Source organism: Burkholderia sp. Bp8994, from assembly GCF_003853805.1.
GTDB lineage: Bacteria > Pseudomonadota > Gammaproteobacteria > Burkholderiales > Burkholderiaceae > Burkholderia.
Genome location: NZ_QTQH01000015.1, coordinates 127,304 through 144,906, shown reverse-complemented (window position 1 = coordinate 144,906; position 17,603 = coordinate 127,304). Strand labels below are relative to the sequence as shown.

Annotated in this window: 18 protein-coding genes; 13 read left to right on the top strand and 5 right to left on the bottom strand. The window is 68.0% G+C overall.

Going from position 1 to position 17,603, the window contains the following annotated elements; genetic code table 11:
* Positions 1-18: 18 nt before the first annotated feature.
* The 6 genes from DIE04_RS18285 (at position 19) to DIE04_RS18260 (ending at position 5,928) form a co-directional block, all read left to right on the top strand.
* Positions 19-1,101, top strand: coding sequence for an ABC transporter substrate-binding protein (locus tag DIE04_RS18285; protein WP_124488394.1), 1,083 nt, complete (start codon positions 19-21; stop codon positions 1,099-1,101).
* Positions 1,102-1,116: 15 nt separating this feature from the next.
* On the top strand, positions 1,117-1,956 hold the full coding sequence (locus DIE04_RS18280) for an ABC transporter permease (protein ID WP_124524157.1): 840 nt from the start codon (positions 1,117-1,119) through the stop codon (positions 1,954-1,956).
* Positions 1,957-1,980: 24 nt separating this feature from the next.
* Positions 1,981-2,805 carry an ABC transporter permease gene (locus DIE04_RS18275; protein WP_124524156.1) on the top strand — a complete coding sequence of 275 codons (825 nt, stop codon included), beginning with the start codon at positions 1,981-1,983 and terminating at the stop codon, positions 2,803-2,805.
* A gap of 35 nt (positions 2,806-2,840) precedes the next feature.
* Positions 2,841-3,692 (top strand): ABC transporter ATP-binding protein, encoded by an 852-nt coding sequence (locus DIE04_RS18270; RefSeq protein WP_124524155.1) that lies wholly within the window; start codon positions 2,841-2,843, stop codon positions 3,690-3,692.
* A 162-nt stretch (positions 3,693-3,854) separates the two neighbouring features.
* Complete coding sequence (locus DIE04_RS18265) at positions 3,855-4,811, top strand: TauD/TfdA family dioxygenase (RefSeq protein ID WP_044843861.1); 957 nt, start codon at positions 3,855-3,857, stop codon at positions 4,809-4,811.
* 169 nt (positions 4,812-4,980) lie between these two features.
* Positions 4,981-5,928 (top strand): TauD/TfdA family dioxygenase, encoded by a 948-nt coding sequence (locus tag DIE04_RS18260; protein ID WP_124521168.1) that lies wholly within the window; start codon positions 4,981-4,983, stop codon positions 5,926-5,928.
* Between the two features lie 43 nt (positions 5,929-5,971).
* Here the strand turns inward: DIE04_RS18260 and DIE04_RS18255 are convergent, their stop codons facing one another.
* A complete protein-coding gene (locus DIE04_RS18255) occupies positions 5,972-7,633 on the bottom strand; it encodes an ABC transporter substrate-binding protein (RefSeq protein WP_124521170.1) in 1,662 nt (553 codons plus the stop codon).
* 360 nt (positions 7,634-7,993) lie between these two features.
* Here DIE04_RS18255 and DIE04_RS18250 point away from each other — a divergent pair, with 360 nt between their 5' ends.
* A complete protein-coding gene (locus DIE04_RS18250) occupies positions 7,994-8,401 on the top strand; it encodes a DUF427 domain-containing protein (RefSeq protein ID WP_124488388.1) in 408 nt (135 codons plus the stop codon).
* Between the two features lie 207 nt (positions 8,402-8,608).
* Entirely contained in the window at positions 8,609-9,601 is a 993-nt protein-coding gene (locus DIE04_RS18245) for a sulfonate ABC transporter substrate-binding protein (RefSeq protein ID WP_124488387.1), read from the top strand.
* Positions 9,602-9,621: 20 nt separating this feature from the next.
* Here the strand turns inward: DIE04_RS18245 and DIE04_RS18240 are convergent, their stop codons facing one another.
* A complete protein-coding gene (locus tag DIE04_RS18240; protein WP_124521172.1) occupies positions 9,622-10,206 on the bottom strand; it encodes a putative glycolipid-binding domain-containing protein in 585 nt (194 codons plus the stop codon).
* Positions 10,207-10,390: 184 nt separating this feature from the next.
* Here DIE04_RS18240 and DIE04_RS18235 point away from each other — a divergent pair, with 184 nt between their 5' ends.
* Positions 10,391-11,299: a LysR family transcriptional regulator gene (locus tag DIE04_RS18235; protein ID WP_124524154.1), complete on the top strand. Its 909-nt coding sequence runs from the start codon at positions 10,391-10,393 to the stop codon at positions 11,297-11,299.
* Between the two features lie 181 nt (positions 11,300-11,480).
* Here DIE04_RS18235 and DIE04_RS18230 read toward each other — a convergent pair whose 3' ends face one another.
* A complete protein-coding gene (locus DIE04_RS18230) occupies positions 11,481-12,638 on the bottom strand; it encodes an iron-containing alcohol dehydrogenase (protein ID WP_124521176.1) in 1,158 nt (385 codons plus the stop codon).
* Positions 12,635-12,970 (bottom strand): putative quinol monooxygenase, encoded by a 336-nt coding sequence (locus DIE04_RS18225; RefSeq protein ID WP_124488383.1) that lies wholly within the window; start codon positions 12,968-12,970, stop codon positions 12,635-12,637. The genes DIE04_RS18230 and DIE04_RS18225 overlap by 4 nt, the downstream gene beginning before the upstream one ends.
* A gap of 533 nt (positions 12,971-13,503) precedes the next feature.
* On the opposite strand from DIE04_RS18225, the gene DIE04_RS18210 reads away from it, so the two are divergent.
* From DIE04_RS18210 to DIE04_RS18200, 3 genes are all read left to right on the top strand, one after another.
* Complete coding sequence (locus tag DIE04_RS18210) at positions 13,504-14,892, top strand: nucleobase:cation symporter-2 family protein (protein ID WP_124521178.1); 1,389 nt, start codon at positions 13,504-13,506, stop codon at positions 14,890-14,892.
* A gap of 98 nt (positions 14,893-14,990) precedes the next feature.
* A complete protein-coding gene (locus DIE04_RS18205; RefSeq protein ID WP_124524153.1) occupies positions 14,991-15,413 on the top strand; it encodes an NUDIX hydrolase in 423 nt (140 codons plus the stop codon).
* An 86-nt stretch (positions 15,414-15,499) separates the two neighbouring features.
* Entirely contained in the window at positions 15,500-15,799 is a 300-nt protein-coding gene (locus DIE04_RS18200; protein WP_124488380.1) for a hydrogenase maturation factor, read from the top strand.
* 58 nt (positions 15,800-15,857) lie between these two features.
* Here the strand turns inward: DIE04_RS18200 and DIE04_RS18195 are convergent, their stop codons facing one another.
* Positions 15,858-16,070, bottom strand: a complete 213-nt coding sequence (locus tag DIE04_RS18195) for a hypothetical protein (protein WP_044843850.1) — start codon at positions 16,068-16,070, stop codon at positions 15,858-15,860.
* 362 nt (positions 16,071-16,432) lie between these two features.
* Here DIE04_RS18195 and DIE04_RS18190 point away from each other — a divergent pair, with 362 nt between their 5' ends.
* A complete protein-coding gene (locus DIE04_RS18190; protein WP_124524152.1) occupies positions 16,433-17,593 on the top strand; it encodes a DUF4382 domain-containing protein in 1,161 nt (386 codons plus the stop codon).
* Positions 17,594-17,603: the final 10 nt, after the last annotated feature.

The following is a 17,603-nucleotide window of genomic DNA, read 5'->3' as shown; positions in this document are numbered from 1 at the left end:
CTCACCATCCGACGCACCATGATCGACCGATTCCCGTCTCCACTGCGCCTGCTGCGATCGCTGCTGATCGCGTCCCTCGTTGCGTTGCCCGCTGCCGCCGCGCACGCCGACAAGCCCGCCACGATCCGCATCGGCGTCGCCCAGCAGGGCACCGGCGATCCGCCGACCTTCGGCGGGTCGAGCGCGGCCACCGCGCAGTTGCAGCAACTCGTCGAAAAGGAATTCGCGGCCGACGGCATCAAGGTGCAGTGGCTGTTCTTCAAGGGCGCGGGCCCGGCCGTCAACGAGGCGATCGCCAACAAGGCGCTCGACTTCGCCTACCAGGGCGACCTGCCGGCCGTGCTCGCGCGCTCGAACGGCATCAGGACGCGCCTGCTGCTCGCCGCGAGCGTGCGCTCGGGCGTCAAGATCGCGGTGCCGCCCGACTCCGGTATCCGCTCGATCACCGACCTGAAGGACCGCCGCGTGTCGATCTTCCGCGGCACGAACCTGCAGCTCGTCGCCGACAACGCGCTCGCGAAGAACGGCCTCGGCGAACGCGACCTGCGCGTGATCAACCTCGACTCCGCGAGTTCGCTCGCCGCGCTCGCGTCGAAGGGCATCGACGCGTCGGTGGGCGACTATCAGTTGTACAAACTGCGCGACGCGGGCCTCGCGAAAATCATCTACGAATCGCAGAACGACGGCCCGCAATACACGCGGCAGACCCACCTGCTCGTGCTTGACGACTTCGAGCACGCGCATCCGGACATCGTGCAACGCGTCGTCAACGCGCTGGTCAAGGGTGCGCAATGGTCGTCCGACGAAGCGAACCGCGATGCGCTGTTCAGGCTGTGGGAAAAAAGCGGCGTGCCGTATGCGTCGTGGCAGGCCGACTACGCGAACCAGCGCCTGAAGGACCGCCTGTCGCCGCTGATCGATCCGTTCCTCGTCGCGCGCTACAAGGCCGTCGCCCAGGACGCGCTGAAGCTGAAACTGATCCGCCAGCCGGTCGACGTCGACGGCTGGTTCGAGCCGAAGTACCTCGACAACGCGTTGCGCGCGCAGCACCTCGAGCACTACTGGCCGCGCTACGACGCGGCCGGCAAGCCCCTCTCCTGACCCGGACCCGCCCCGATGAGCGACACCGCGATCCCGATTCCGTCGTCCGACCCGCACGCGCGCGCCGCGCCGTCCCGCGCGGCGACCGCGAAGCGCGTGGCGTGGCTGCTCGCGCCGTGGGCGCTGCCCGCGCTGCTGTTCGTGTTGTGGACCGTCGGCAGCGCGCGCGGCTGGATCGCACCGCAGATCCTGCCGCCGCCCGCACACGTCGCCGACTCGCTCGCCGAGCTCGCGGCCAGCGGCGATCTCGCGCGCCACACGCTGATCAGCCTGCAGCGCGTGCTGGTCGGCTTCGCGGCCGGCACGCTGCTCGGTTTCGCGACCGGCGCGGCGCTCGGCCTGTCGCGCACGCTCGAAGCCTACGTGCTGCCCGGCTTCAATGCGCTCGTGCAGATTCCCGTGCTCGGCTGGCTGCCGTTCCTGCTGCTGCTCGTCGGCGTCGGCGAGCCGCTGAAGTACCTGCTGATCGCGCATGCGGCGCTCGTCCCCGTGACGATGAGCACGCTGCAGGGGTTCCGCCAGGCGCCGCCCGCGCTCGATGAAGCCGCGCGCGTGTTCGGCTATACGCGCCGCCAGCGCATCGTCCACGTCGTGCTGCCGGCCGCGATTCCGACGCTCGCGACCGGCGTGCGGCTCGCATTCACGAAATCGTGGCTCGCGCTCGTCGTCGTCGAACTCGTCGCGTCGTCGGAAGGGCTCGGCTACCTGATCGTGTACGGGCGCCAGCTGTTCCAGCTCGATCTCGTGATGGCGGCGGTGATCGTGGTCGGCGCGGTCGGCCTCGCGATCAACCGGCTGCTCGACGCGCTCGAAGCACGGCTGCGCCGCGGCGTGCCGTCCGCATTCCGCGGTTGAACCCGATTCAAGGATTCTCCTCCCATGCCGCTTGACGCCACGTCCGCATCGGACGCCCCACCGCCCGCCGTCAGGATCGCCCGTCGCTTTCCCGTGCCCGATTGGCGCGGTTTCGTCCTGCCGCTCGCCACGCTCGCGCTCTGGTGGGCCGTGTCGTCCGCGCACCTCGTCAAAAGCGGGCTGCTGGTCGGCCCGGCCGACGTGCTGCACACAGCGTGGACCCAGACGACCAGCGGCGCGCTGGCACGTGCATTGTCGGCATCGCTCGCGCGCGAAGCGTGCGGCTTCGCGATCGGCGCGACCGGCGGCCTGCTGCTCGGCACCGTGCTCGGACTGTCGCGCGTCGCCGCGCGCATGGTCGGCCCGAGCTTCGACACGTTCAAGCAGATCTCGCTGTTTGCGTGGATTCCGCTGATCTCCGTCTGGTTCGGCCTCGGCGACGTCGCCAAGGTCGTGTTCCTGTCGCTCGCCGCGCTGCTGCCGGTCGCCGCGCATACGTGCGACGGCATTCATGCGGTACCGCGCACCTACGTCGACGTGGCCCGCGCGCTGCGTTATTCGCGGCTTCAGCTCGTGCGCCACGTGATCCTGCCCGCCGCGCTGCCGTCGATCTTCACCGGGCTGTATCTCGGCCTCATCTACTCGTGGCTCGCGACGCTCGGCGCCGAGTACCTGCTCGTCGCGGGCGCCGGGATCGGCAACACGCTGATCGACGGCAGCGAGCAGTTCCGGATGGATCTCGTGCTGTTCGGGATCATCGTCGTCGGCGTGACCGGCTGGGCGCTGAACGCGGTTGCGCGTGCGATCGAGCGCAAGGTGCTGGCACGGCGCGGCGAGCTGCGCCGCTGATCGCCCTCTTCCTTCCCGTTGCTTCCCTTTCCGCCATGACGACTCTCGCTTCCGATTCGCTCGATATCCTCCACGTGAGCAAACGCTATGCGCAACGCGGCGCATCGCTCGCCGTGCTCGACGACGTGTCGCTGCACGTGCGTGCCGGCGAGTTCGTCACGATCGTCGGCGCGAGCGGCTGCGGCAAGTCGACTTTGCTGCGCCTGATCGCCGGGCTCGATACCGACTACGCGGGCGAAATCCGCGCCGGCGAAGAAACGGTGCGCGACACTTCGCTGCAGCGCGGGATCGTGTTCCAGGATCACCGGCTGTTCCCGTGGCTGACGGTTGCGCAGAACATCGAGGCCGCACTGCGCAATGCGCCGCTCGACGCACCGGCCAAACGGCGCGCGGTAGCCGAGCACATCGCGCTCGTCGGGCTGAACGGCTTCGAGCATGCGTACCCGAACCAGCTGTCGGGCGGCATGGCGCAACGCGTCGCGATCGCGCGCGGCCTCGTGAATCGCCCGCGCGTGCTGCTGCTCGACGAACCGTTCGGCGCACTCGATGCACAGACGCGCGCGCGGATGCAGAACGAACTGCTGCGCATCTGGGAACAGGAACGCATCACGATGGTGCTGGTCACGCACGACGTCGACGAAGCCGTGTATCTCGGCGATCGCGTCGTCACGATGGCGCCGCGTCCGGGGCGCATCGAGCGCATCCTCGACGTCGCGTTGCCGCGGCCGCGCCGGCGCGACTCGCCGGAATTCGCGCGGCTGCGCGACGCGGTGCTCGCCGATTTCGACGATCTCGAACCGCCCGGCAACGGCGGCAGCGTCAGCCGGGCAAACCGTGACGAGGCGCCCGATGCGCACCGGATCGGCGCATGGCGGCTCGCGTGGTGATGCGCTCACGCGGCGGGCCCGATGCCGTGCCCGAAACGCTCAGCATGCCGACACATATCGATCATCACGGCGCGCACTAAGGTTGTGACGATTCATCGGTTCCGGTTCCGCGCGGTCCCTGCTTGAATGGAGACTCGATCGACCCGACCCAGGAGACTCCCGATGTCCGAAGTCCAGCACGCCGCTCACCCGTCATCGCATGCTTCGCACGCCGCCGCGCCGCGCACGGCCGCCGTCCCGCTTCAGCTTCGCCAGGTCGCCGGCCGGATCGGCGCCGAAATCGCCGGTGTCCGGCTGTCGGGCACGCTCGACGACGCGACGTTCGACGCGATCCAGGCCGCGCTGCTGCGCCACAAGGTGCTGTTCTTCCGCAACCAGGGCCATCTCGACGACACCGCGCAGGAAGCCTTCGCGCGCCGCTTCGGCGAGACGGTCGCCCACCCGACCGTGCCCTCCGTCGACGGCAGCGCGCACCTGCTCGAACTCGATTCCGCGCACGGCGCGCGCGCCAATTCGTGGCACACCGACGTGACGTTCGTCGACGCGTACCCGAAGGTGTCGATCCTGCGCGCGGTCGTGATTCCGCCATTCGGCGGCGACACCGTGTGGGCCAACACGGCGGCCGCATACACGCATCTTCCCGAGTCGCTGCGCGCGCTCGCCGACACGCTGTGGGCAGTGCACACGAACGCGTACGACTACGCGTCGACGCACGTGCATGCCGACGACACGCAACTGAAGCGCTACCGCGAAGTATTCACGTCGACCGTCTACGAAACCGAACATCCGGTCGTGCGCGTGCATCCGGAGACCGGCGAGCGCACGCTCGTGCTCGGACACTTCGTGCAGAAGATCAAGGGGCTGTCGTCGCAGGATTCCGCCCATCTGCTGCAGGTGCTGCACGAACACGTGACACGCCTCGAGAACACCGTGCGCTGGAACTGGCAGCAAGGCGACGTCGCGATCTGGGACAACCGCGCGACGCAGCACTACGCGATCAACGACTACGGCGATGCACGCCGCGTCGTGCGTCGCGCGACCGTTCACGGCGACGTGCCGGTCGGCATCGACGGCCGCCGCAGCGTCGTGCTGAAGGGGCCCGGCGCGACGCTGCAATGACGTTCCCCGCACGGTGGCGGCTTCGGTCGCCACCGTGCCGGCGCCACCCTGCATTCCCGCCTTCCCGACCGGAGGATCCGACCATGACCTTCCCGCCACCGGGCCGACGCTTGCATGCGCAACGATGTCGCCGTCCGTCCGCCCCGTTCACTTCCGCCAGGAGCGTCGCATGAGCGCCCTACCCGTACCCGCCGCCGAGCCGGTCGACGTGATCCCGCTGTCCGCCCACATCGGCGCGGAGATCCGCGGCATCGACCTCACCCAGCCGCTGACCACGCCGCAGATCGCCGCGATTCGCGCCGCACTGCTGAAATGGCGCGTGATCTTCTTCCGCGAGCAGTTCCTCACGCACGAGCAGCATGTCGCGTTCTCCGCGCAGTTCGGCGAGCCGACCGTCGGCCATCCGGTGTTCGGCCACGTCGACGGTCATCCGGCCGTCTATTCGATCGCGAAGCATCGCAAGGCGACGCGCTTCGAAGGCGAGCCGGTACGCCGGCCGTGGACGGGCTGGCACACCGACGTGACGGCCGCCGTCAATCCGCCGTGGGCGTCGATCCTGCGCGGCGTGACGATTCCGCCGTACGGCGGTGACACGCACTGGACCAACCTCGTGCGCGCCTATGAAACGCTGTCCGCACCGCTGCGCGGCTTCGTCGACGGCTTGCGCGGCATCCATCGCTTCACGCCGCCGCCCGGTGCGCGCGCGACCGGCGCATTCGACGAAGCCGTCGAGCGCCGCCCGCTCGTGACCGAGCATCCGCTGGTGCGCGTGCATCCGGAGACCGGCGAACGCGCGCTGTACGTGAGCCCGAGTTTCCTGAAGTCGATCGTCGGGCTCACGCCGCGCGAGAGCCAGGCCCTGCTCGAACTGCTGTGGGAACACGTGACGCGGCCGGAATTCACGATCCGCTTCAAGTGGGAGCCGCGCAGCATCGCGTTCTGGGACAACCGCGCGACCGCGCATCTCGCGCCGGTCGACATCTTCGATCTCGACTTCGATCGCCAGCTCTACCGCACGACGCTCATCGGCGACGTGCCGGTCGGCCCCGACGGCCGGGCGTCCGTCGCGCTCGAGGGCTCGCCGGTCGAGGCAGCGGCCGCGGTCGCGCTGAACTGACCGCCGTGTCGACAGCCGGCGCATCCGCGCCGGCTTCCCCGCCTCAATCCAGCCACACGCCGTCGAACCGGTGCCCGCCGAGCGGCGAGAACGTCAGCCCGTGCACGCGCTTCGAGATCGGCAGCGACACGATCGACGTCGCGATCGGCGTGAACGGCACCTGATCCTTGAAGACGACCTGTGCCTGCTCGTAGAGCGACGTGCGTTTCGCGACGTCCGAGTTCGTGCGCGCCGCGCTGACGAGCCGCTCGAAATCCGCGTTGCACCACTTCGCGAGATTGCTGCCGTGCACCGCCTCGCAGCCGAGCAGCGTGCCGAGCCAGTTGTCGGGGTCGCCGTTGTCGCCCGACCAGCCGTACAGGATCGCGTCGTGCTGCCCGTCGCGTTTCGCGCGGCGATTGTATTCGCCCCACTCGTAGCTGACGATCTTCGCGCGCACGCCGATCTTCGCCCAGTCCTGCTGGATCAGTTGCGCCATCAGCTGCGCGTTCGGGTTGTACGGGCGCTGCACCGGCATCGCCCACAGCGTCAGGTCGAAGCCGTTCGGGAATCCCGCCTGCGCGAGCAGCGCCTTCGCGGCGGCAGGATCGCGCGGCGCATCCTTCAGGCGCGGGTTGTACGACCATTGCGCGGGCGGCATCGGGTTCGTCGCGATCGTCGCATCGCCGTTGAACACGGTCTTGATGATCGCCGTCTTGTCGATCGCGATGTCGAGCGCGCGCCGCACGTCGACGCGATCGAGCGGCGGATGCTGCGTGTTGTACGCGACGAAGCCGACGTTGAAGCCCGTCCCCGAAAACAGCGTCAGCTTCGGATCCCGCCGCACCGTTTCGAGATCGGCCGGCCGCGGGAACACCGACACCTGGCACTCGCCGGCCGTGAGCTTCTGCAGGCGCGCGGCCGGATCGGGCGTGATCGCGAACACGAGATGCGCGAGCTTCACGTCGTCCGGCTTCCAGTAGTCGGGATTCGCGTCGTAGCGGATCACGGCGTCCTTCTGGTACGCGCGCAGCTGGAACGGCCCCGTGCCGACCGGGAGCTGGTTGATGTCGGCTTCGCGATGGCGCGCCGTCAACTGCGACGCATATTCGGCCGACAGGATCGACGCGAACGCCATCGCGAGATTGCGCACGAACACGACGTCGGGCTGCTTCAGCACGAAGCGCACCGTATCGTCGTCGAGCTTTTCGATGCGCTCGATGTTGCGGTCGAACCCGAGATCGCTGAAGTACGGGAAACTGACCGGGTAGGCCTTGCGGAACGGATCGTCGGGATCGAGCATCCGGCGGAACGTGAACACGACGTCGTCCGCCTGGAACGGACGCGTCGGCGTGAACCACGCGGTCGTCTGGAACTTCACGCCGCGCCGCAGGTGGAACGTGTAGACGCGCTGGTCGGGCGACACGTCCCAGCTCGTTGCGAGCGACGGCACGAGATCGAGCGTGCCGCGCTTGAACTGCACGAGCCCGTTGTAGACCGTGTACGTGCTCGCGTCGAAATCGGTGCTGGTCGTGTGCTGGCCCGGATCGAAGCCGGCCGGGCTGCCTTCGGTGCAGTACACGAGCGTCTTGCCGGCCGGCGCCGCGAACGCGTGCGTGACCGTGCCGGCGAGCAGCAGCGATGCGGCCACGCCGCGCAGCACTGCAACGGCAACGGAGGTGTGCCGCGCACGATGCGCGGCCGATGAAACGAATGGAATCTTCATGGTGGCGGTCAGGGAAGGACTGTCATGCGAATGACGACCGCCGATCTTCGCGCGCCGCCCGCCGATCGCTTACCAATTAATTCCGCGTTGCTTATCGCCGCGGATGCATCCCGCTGCCACCGCATGGAAACGTCCGCGCGAGCACCGTGGACATGCGTGCGAATGCCGCTGCAGCGGCCCGCCCCGCGTCGCGCATCGACGCCGTTCGCGGTCCATCCTTCCGGCCCCCTGCAGGTTCTCCGGAATGGGCGCATCGTATCGGTTGGTCAACGCCGGCAGCGGTGCGCGGGGATACGCCCGGCGCACGCGTTCCGGCGCGGCGTGCCTGCCGGCGCGCCGCCCCTTCCTGGAGGACCCACGATGTCGCTCAACCCCGCTACGCCCTCTCGTCCCGTGAAGTCGCCGGGCCCCGATCATCCGATCACGATCGAACCGCACCCGTCGCGCGTCGTGGTCAAGGTGGCCGGCAAGATCGTCGCCGATACGCGCCGTGCGCTCGCGCTGCGCGAAGCCAGCTATCCGGCCGTGCTGTACGTTCCGCGCGAGGATGCCGACATGGCGCTGCTGCAACGCACCGACCATGCGACGTACTGCCCGTACAAGGGCGATTGCGCGTACTACTCGATTCCCGCCGGCGGCGCACGCTCGACCAACGCGGTGTGGACGTACGAGCATCCGAACCCGGCCGTCGAATCGATCCGCGCGCACCTCGCGTTCTATCCGGATCGCGTCGACGCGATCGAGGAAAGCCCGCTCGGCACCGATTGAGCGCGGCGCCGCGCCGGCGTTCACGTATTGTCCGCCCGCTGATTTGCATATGCGGATTCGTTGGTTGGCCGCCAGCCCGCGCGGCCGTATCGTCGTCCATCCGGCGCGGGCGCGGCCGGCCGCGCGCATCGACCGCATCCGGCTGCGTCCCGTGCCGGTCGCGCCGACAGCCCGCGCGACCCGTGAACCCGCCAGCAGGACGCCTCGATGAACGACCTACCGCACGCAGATCTTGAAACGACCCCGGCAAACCCGCGCCGCCGCCAGTGGCTGCACGGCGCGGCCGCCGGACTGGCCGGGCTCGCGCTCGGCCCGCTCGCGGGCATGCCTGCACTGGCTCAGGGCAGCGACAAGCGGCTGCGCATCGGTTTCCAGAAATACGGCAACTTCGTCATACTCAAGGCGCGCGGCACGCTCGAGAAGCGGCTCGCAAGCCAGGGCGTGGCGGTCCAGTGGCTCGAATTCCCGGCCGGTCCGCAATTGCTCGAGGGGCTGAACGCCGGCGCGATCGACGTCGGCACGGTCGGCGAAACGCCGCCGATCTTCGCGCAGGCCGCGGGCGTCGATTTCGTCTATATCGGCAACGAACCGCCCGCGCCGCACGGCGAGGCGATCGTCGTGCTGCCCGATTCGCCGATCCGCACCGTCGCGCAGCTGCGCGGCAAGAAGGTCGCGTTCAACAAGGGTTCGAACGTCCACTACCTGCTCGTGAAGGCGCTGGAGCATGCGGGCCTCACGTATGCCGACATCCAGCCGATCTACCTGACGCCCGCCGACGCGCGCGCCGCGTTCGTGCAGCGCAACGTCGACGCGTGGGTGATCTGGGATCCGTACCTGGCCGCGGCCGAACGGCAGCTCGGCGCACGCGTGATCGCGGACGGCGACGGGCTCGTGCGCAACACGCAGTACTACCTCGCCGCCCGCAAGTATGCGGCCGCGCAGCCGCAGGTGCTGCGCACGCTGCTCGAGGAAGTCGACGCGGTCGATCGCTGGGGGCGCGACCATGTTCCGGAAGTCGCCGCGCAACTGTCGCCGCTCGTCGGCCTCGATGCGCCGACGCTCGAAGTCGCGCTCAAGCGTGCCGGCTACGGCGTGCAGCCCGTCACCGATGCGACGCTGGCGTACCAGCAGGGCATCGCCGACGCGTTCAGCACGCTGAAGCTGATTCCCGGCAAGGTGACCGTCGCCAACGCGCGCTGACGCACCGCTGCCGCGACGCGTTACGGCGAACGCGTCGCGCCGATCCGCCGCCATTCGTCGTAATCGGTGACGAGACCCGCGTCGTCGACCGCGATATCGGCCGCATACGCGCCGCTCTCGTAGCGGTACACGTGCTCCGCCGTGCGCGCATAGCGCTGCTCGCCGCGCACGATCTCGAACGACGGAAAACGCAGCCACGCGGTACGAATGACGGCCGATGCGCCGACCGCCAGCCCGAGACGCCGGATCGGCAGCGTATTGGTCGACGGACTGAAGCCGAGATCGATGTCGGTCGCGCCCGCGAGGGCCGGCGCTGCGTCACCGTCGATCGTCCAGTGCCCCGCGTCGCATTCGATCGCGAGTTGCCGGGGCGGCGCTGCGCCGAGCCAGTATGTCACGCGCACCGAGCGCGTCAGCCAGTCGGCGCCGCATACGATCGCATAGTCGACGCGAAACGGCGTGCCGTCGAGCGCGCCCGCCACTGCTCCCGACAGGTCGATGCCCGCACGCGTCTCGGCGAGCCGGCACCATTCGGCCGCCTGCCAGGTCTGCGCGATCTGCCATGCGACGCAGCGCGTGCGCGCCGCTTCGTCCCGTTGTGTCATGTCGGCTCCCGTCGATCGCATGAGCCGGATTTTCGCTCACGGCGTCGATGATCTCACGGCCTTTGTCTGGCGCGTGCCTTCGTACCGATACCGAGTATCGGCTCGTCGCGCACCTTCGGTACCGGTCCTGCTTTGGTACCATCACCGCTCGGTATCACCCGAACCGGACAAGGGGCGTGATTTCATGGATTTGCTGGCGACGATGCGCATCTACGTCAGGGTCGTCGAGCGCGGCACGATGTCGGGCGCGGCACGGGATCTGGACATGGGCCAACCGGCCGTCAGCGAGCGCATCGACAAGCTCGAAAAACGTCTCGGCACACGTCTGCTGATGCGCAGTGCGCGTACGCTCACATGCACCGACGAAGGCCGCATTTTCTACGAACGCAGCAAGGCGCTGCTCGAAGCGGCCGAAGCGTCGATCGCAGCGGTTTCGAAAACGGAAAACACGCTCGGCGGCACGATCCGGCTCGCCGCGCCGCAATGCTTCGGCGAGGTCGTGATTCCGCAGGCGCTGATGCATATCCGCACCGCGTATCCGCAACTGCACATCGACCTGGTGCTGAACGACAACATCGTCGATCCGGTCACGGAAGGCGTCGACATCTCGATCCGCCTCGGCCAGCTCGGCGACGGCGGATTCGTCGCGCATCCGCTCGGCCAGGTCGACCGCGTGCTCGTGGCCGCGCCCGCCTATCTCGACCGCCACGGCCCGATCGACACGAAGGCCGATCTGGCGAACCACCCGTTCATCCGCGTCAAGGGCATCTTCGCGAACGAGCAGTTGCCGCTGCGGAGTGAAGACAAGACGCTCGAATACGCGCGGATCCAGACGGTGATGACGACGAGCCACTGGCGCCCGATGTTCGACACGATCCTGGCCGGCGGCGGCATCGGCGTCGTGCAGGCGCCGGCCTGCGCCCATGCGCTCGCGCACGGCAGGCTCGTCGAGATTCTGCCGCAATACACGATCCCCGCATCCGCGCTCAACGCGCTGGTCCAGGCGCAACGGCCGCTGCCGCCGCGCGTGCGGGTCGTCGTCGATCTGCTGAAGAAGGAGATTCCGGCGCTTTTGGACGGAAGCAAACCCTGAGCGCGCATACCCGCCCGAGCGGTACCGTCTGCTTTCCGGACAACTGAAGCCTCGCCTCGAAACCGTCCGTCGATTCGATCCGATTCGATCCGATTCGATTCCATGCGGCCACGCGTTTGCCGGCGCCGTCGCGTCGTTGCCCGTGCAGCCGCCACGCAGTCACGCAGTCACGCGCGCCGCATCACCACGCCTGCCGATAGATCGCCAGCGCGTCGGCTTCCGTCACCTCGCGCGGATTGTTCACGAGCAGGCGCGTCTGCAGCATCGCGTCCGACGCCATCCTCGGCAGGTCGCCCTCGCCGATGCCGACCTCGCGCAGCGTGCGCGGAATGCCCGTCGCGACGATCAGGCGATCGATCTCGTCGATCAGCGCCTGCGTCCTCGCGTCGTCGCTCCCCGCGGCCGACGGCGCGACGATCGCCGCGAGTTCCGCATACAGCGGCGCGGCAGCCTGCGCATTGAAGCGCAGCACGTGCGGCAGCACGAGCGCGTTCGACAGCCCGTGCGGCACGTGGAACATGCCGCCGACCGGATAGGCCAACGCATGCACGGCCGCGACCGGCGCGTTCGCGAATGCCTGGCCGGCGAACATCGCGCCGACCAGCATCGCTTCGCGCGCGCGGCGATCGTTGCCGTCGTCGCAGGCCTTCAGCAGGTTGCGCGACAGCAGCGTCAATGCGTGCACGGCCAGCATGTCGGACACCGGATTCTTCAGCCGCGACGACGTATAGGCCTCGATCGCGTGCACCATCGCGTCGATGCCCGTCGCGGCGGTTGCCGCGCGCGGCAGCCCGAGCGTCAGCTCGGCGTCGAGGATCGCGACGTCCGCGAACAGCTGCGGCGACACGACGCCCATCTTGCGCGCCTCGCCGACCGTGACGATCGACACGGCCGTCACTTCGGAGCCGGTGCCGGCCGTGGTCGGCATCTGCACGAGCGGCAGCCGGGACGTGGCAACCTTGTCGACGCCGTACATGTCGGCCAGCGCCTGCCGCCCCGGCGCGAGCACCGCGATCAGCTTCGCGACGTCCATCGACGAACCGCCGCCGAGGCCGAGCACGATCTCGGCATCGGCCGCCACCGCCCGCGCGGTCGCCTCGAGCACGACGTGCTCGGGCGGATCGGCGATCACGTCGTCGATCACGGTCACCTGCCAGCCGTGCGCGGCGAGGCTCTCCAGCGCGGGCGCGAGCACGCCGCTGCGATGCAGGAACGCGTCGGTGACGACGCACAGCCGCGCGAGCGCCGGAAAGCGTTCGCGCAACAGCGCGCCGAGCCGGCGCGCGGCGCCGAATTCGACGATCTGCGTCGGCACGGTACGGAATTGAAACGGGTTCATCGGGTGCCTCCCGGTGGCGTCGCCGTGCCGGTGTCCGGCTGCACCATGTACTGCGTCACGTCGCGGCGATCGAGCAACGGAATGATCGCGCCGACACCGAGCCGCTGGAAATGCGGCGTTTCCCGATGCACGTCGAGGCCGTCGGCATCGCGGTAACGCTCGAGGATCACGATATGGTCGGGATCGACCGGCGACCGGAAGTACGCATAGTCGAGGTTCTTCGGCTCGGCCCGCGTGGCCGGCGCGAGTTCCGCGAGCAATTCGATCACGCGGTCGCCGTTGCCGGGTTTCGCGAAGAAATGGGCGATGACCTGCAGGTAAGGTTCGTTCATGCTGCGCTCCGTATTCGCCAGCGGCCCGTCATGACGGGCCGTCATTCGACCATGCGCGGTCGCTCGTCGAGGGCGGCAGTCGGCGGCCCGACACGGTGCCGACGCCTCGTCGTCGCATTGTATTGAATCGGTGCCGCTTGCGCCGCGCACGCGTCATGCATGCGACGGCACGCTTCGCGCGAAGGGTTCACGGCAGGGCCGTCGAATGCCCGCGCGTCACACCAGCCGGCCGCCCCCGTCGACATGCAGGATTTCGGCATTCATGAAGCCGTTGCCCAGCAGGAACGCGATCGCTCCGCCGACTTCGTCGGCGCGACCGACGCGTCCGCCAGCTGTCCGCCGGTGAGCACGATCGAGCCGGTCGCGGGCATCAGCGGCAACGCGGCGCGGATCGCATGGACCGGCCCGGCGATACGCTCCTGCAGCGCGGCGAGCAGAATTCCGAATTCCGGCTATTGCATCGCCCCCCGGGCGGCGCCGGTGGGCCCTTCGGCTAAAATGCCGCACTTTCCACCTTGTCCGGCCCGCTCGCCATGCAACCCGCTTCCCCCGCCCGATCCGCCGCCCACGGCGCCGACGATGCAGACCTGTCGCACGACCTCGTCTACGGTCCCGACGACCGGCCCGCGCCGATGGTCGCCTTCGTCGCCGCGCTGCAGCACCTGCTGGCGATCATCGTGCCGATCGTCACGCCCGGCCTGCTGATCTGCCAGGCGCTCGGCGTATCGAGTCGGGATACGACCCTTATCGTGTCGATGTCGCTGGTGATTTCCGGCATCGCGACCTTCGTGCAGTGCAAGCGCTTCGGCCCGCTCGGCGCCGGCCTCCTGATCGTGCAGGGCACCAGCTTCAACTTCGTCGGCCCGCTGATCGCCGGCGGCAGCGTGATGGTCAAGCAAGGCACGCCGGTCGAGACCGTGATGGCCGCGATCTTCGGCGTCGTGATCGCCGGTTCGTTCGTCGAGATGGGCGTGTCGCGCATCCTGCCGTTCGTGAAGCGCCTGATCACGCCGCTCGTCACCGGCATCGTCGTGCTGCTGATCGGCCTCACGCTGATCAAGGTCGGCCTCATCAGCATGGGCGGCGGCTACGGCGCGATGGCCAACGGCACGTTCGCGAGCGCCCAGAACCTGACGCTGTCGTGCCTCGTGCTCGGCACCATCATCCTGCTGAATCGCGTGCCGATCGTGTGGGTGCGCAGCACCGCACTCGTGATCGCGCTCGTGATCGGCTACGCCGCGGCTGCCGTGCTCGGCCGCCTCGATTTCACCGGCGTGCACCAGGCCGCGCTGTTCCAGGTCCCGACGCCGCTGCATTTCGGCATCGGCTTCTCATGGTCGCTGTTCGTGCCGATGCTGATCATCTACCTCGTCACGTCGCTCGAAGCGATCGGCGACGTCACCGCCACCAGCAAGATCTCGAAGGAGCCGGTCGAAGGGCCGGTGTGGATGCGGCGGATCAAGGGCGGCGTGCTCGTGAACGGCGCGAACTCGCTGCTGGCCGGCGTCTTCAACACGTTCCCGAGCTCCGTGTTCGCGCAGAACAACGGCGTGATCCAGATCACCGGCGTCGCGAGCCGCTACGTCGGCATCTGGATCGCGGGCATGCTCGTGGTGCTCGGCCTGTTCCCGGTCGTCGCGGGCGCGCTGCAGGCCGTGCCGGAGCCCGTGCTCGGCGGTGCGGCAATGGTGATGTTCGGCGCGGTGGCCGCATCGGGCATCAACATCCTGTCCGGCGTCCAGCTCGATCGCCGCGCGCTGCTGATCATCGCGGTGTCGCTCGCACTCGGCCTCGGCGTGTCGCAAGTGCCGGACATTCTGAACAGCCTGCCGCATGCACTGAAGAACGTACTGGAGTCGGGTGTCGCGACGGGCGGCATCTGCGCGCTCGTGATGAACTGGTTCTTGCCGGAACAGAAGTAACGCTACGGACTCCATGACGACGCGGTCCGGCCGACGGGCCGCGTCGCGCTCGACGAGCCCGGCTTGGCCGGGCGCCCGACTCTCGCTAGAATCGGTTCATGCCTCAAGCCCCCATCTCCACGAATGCGCCGGAAGCCAGTGCGGTCCCCGTCAAGGAACGCGCGACCGTCGTCTGCTACCGCGAACGGCAGGTCCTGCTCGTCGCGCGCGCATCGTCGCGCTGGGCACTGCCCGGCGGCACGATCAAGCGCGGCGAAACGCCGCTCGAAGCCGCGCATCGGGAGCTGCAGGAAGAGACCGGCATCACCGGCCAGGACCTCGTCTATTCGATGCAGTTCACGGGGCTCGCGAAGGTGCATCACGTGTTCTTCGCCCAAGTCGGCCCGGAGCACACGGCCCAGGCGAGCAACGAGATCGAGAAGTGCAAGTGGTTTCGCATCGACAACGTCGACGAACTGCGCGCGAGCATCCCGACGAAACGCATCGTCGAGCTCGTCTACGAGCACGAAATCCTCGAGTAGGTAGACACCCCACCCCCGCCGGCTCGCGCGAGCCGATATGATGCGCCCACGGTCCATCACCGCGTTCCCTTCCGAGCGAGCTGCAGATGAACAGTGCGTACACCTACCGCGGGTACACGATCGATATCCGCTGCGAATTCCGGCTCGACGAATCGCGCGACGACGCGCCGCCCGCCCAGCTGCGGTTCGGGTTCGTCGCGGTCGTGCAGGTACGCTCGGCCGGCAGCGCGCCGCGCCTGCTCGGACCGATTCGCCTCGCCGACGACGGCGGCCACCTGTTCCGCAACACCCGCAATGCGTTGCGCGCAGGCCGCGCGGCCGGCGAAATCCTCGTCGACGATCTGCTGGTCGATACGGGTCAGGCAAAAGGACGCGCGCATTCCTGAGCCGTCGATCGGCCCGGCATCATCTTTGCGGCGTTTTGCGGAGCGCGCGTGCCGGCGCTCAGTGCAGGCGCTTTCGTCGTAGTTCGTGTGTGGAATAGACGGCGAGGAAGATACCGAGCATCGCAACGCCGGACGCCAGGAAGTCGTTTGCGGTTCCCGTGCTATTCAGCGATTTCGGGAAGATGCCGAGACTCAGCCCTGCGGCAGCCAGAAACACGCCTGCCGCCACACCCCACACCGGTCCGGTGGTCTTTTCGATTGTGTTTTTCATACAGCACCCGTCTACAGTCTTTGCCTGAATGGCGGCGGCGCATGGCGCTCGCATCTACCATTCGTGATTCGACTATAGCGGCGAAATAATCAGGGCGGATTTAGTGCTTTCACCGATCAAGTTTTTGCCGATCGCGAACATGCCGTGTCCCGGCGACTCATGCCCTGCTCGATCGATCCGGACAGGATTCCCTCGCTGTGAGCCTTATTGCCTGCCATTGCGTCGCGAATATCGATCGACGGGCAGCGGTTCTTACGCTCCGACGCAGAATTTACGGTTCGTTTCAAAGCTGCTCATACTGTGGGCGTTCCCCGCGGCTATGCTTCGTTGCACGCACAATAACCTCGAAGGGGGACAAAACAATGAACAACACATTCTGGAAGGCCGCACTATGCGTGGCAGCGGTGCCGTTCGCGCTCGCAGGATGCGGCGGCGGCGACGATGGCGGCAGCCCGCAAACCGGCACGCTGCACGTCGCGATGACCGATGCACCGTCATGCGGCTTCGATCACGTATTCGTGACCGTTTCTCAGGTTCGCGTCAATGCGAATGGGAATGCTTCCGATAACGATGCCGGCTGGTCGACCATCACGCTGGCGACACCGCAGAAGATCGACCTGCTGTCGCTGACCAACGGCGTGCTCGCCGATATCGGCCAGACCGCCTTGCCGGCCGGCCAGTATCAGCAGATCCGCCTCGTTCTCGCGCCGAACCAGGGCAATACCCTCGCGAACTCGGTCGTCCCGACGGGCGGCACGGAACAGGCGCTCGCGACGCCGAGCGCAACGCAAAGCGGTTACAAGATCATCCAGCCTTTCACGGTCCAACCGAACACGCTCGTCGACCTCGTGCTCGACTTCAACGCGTGCAAGTCGATCGTCCAGCGCGGCAACGGCACGTATGCGCTGAAGCCGGTCGTCACCGCGATCCCGACCGTCGTGAGCGGCGCGATCTCCGGCTATGTCGCCTCGGCCGAAGCCGGCGCGACCGTGTATGCGGAACAAGGCGGCAAGGTGGTCCGCGGCACGGTTGCCGACAACACCGGGAAATTCGTGCTGTCGCCGCTGATCCAGAGCTCGACGCAAGGCAACTACGACGTCGTGATCGTGCAGAACAACTTCGCGTCCGGCATCGTCCGCTCGGTCCCGGTCGTGGTGAACACGACCACGGCCGTGTCGGCGTCGACTGCCCCGATCACGCTGCCGGCATCGACGATGAGCACGGTCAGCGGCACGGTGACGGCAAGCGCCAATGCGTTCGTGCGCGCGTTGCAGACCGTCGATGCGAATGCGTACGAGATCACGTCGATCAACGCGAACCTGGATACGGGTACGTATGCGCTCAACGTGCCCACGGCCGCGCCGATCGTCGGCACGTACTCGGGCTCGCTGCCGGTCGCGCTGGCCGCGTCGCCGACCGCCGCGGCACAATACACGATCGAAGCGGACGCAGCGTCGGGCGCAACGCAATCGACGAACGTCAACGCGACGACCAGCCAGTCGAACGTCAATTTCAGCTTCTGACGCATCTGCA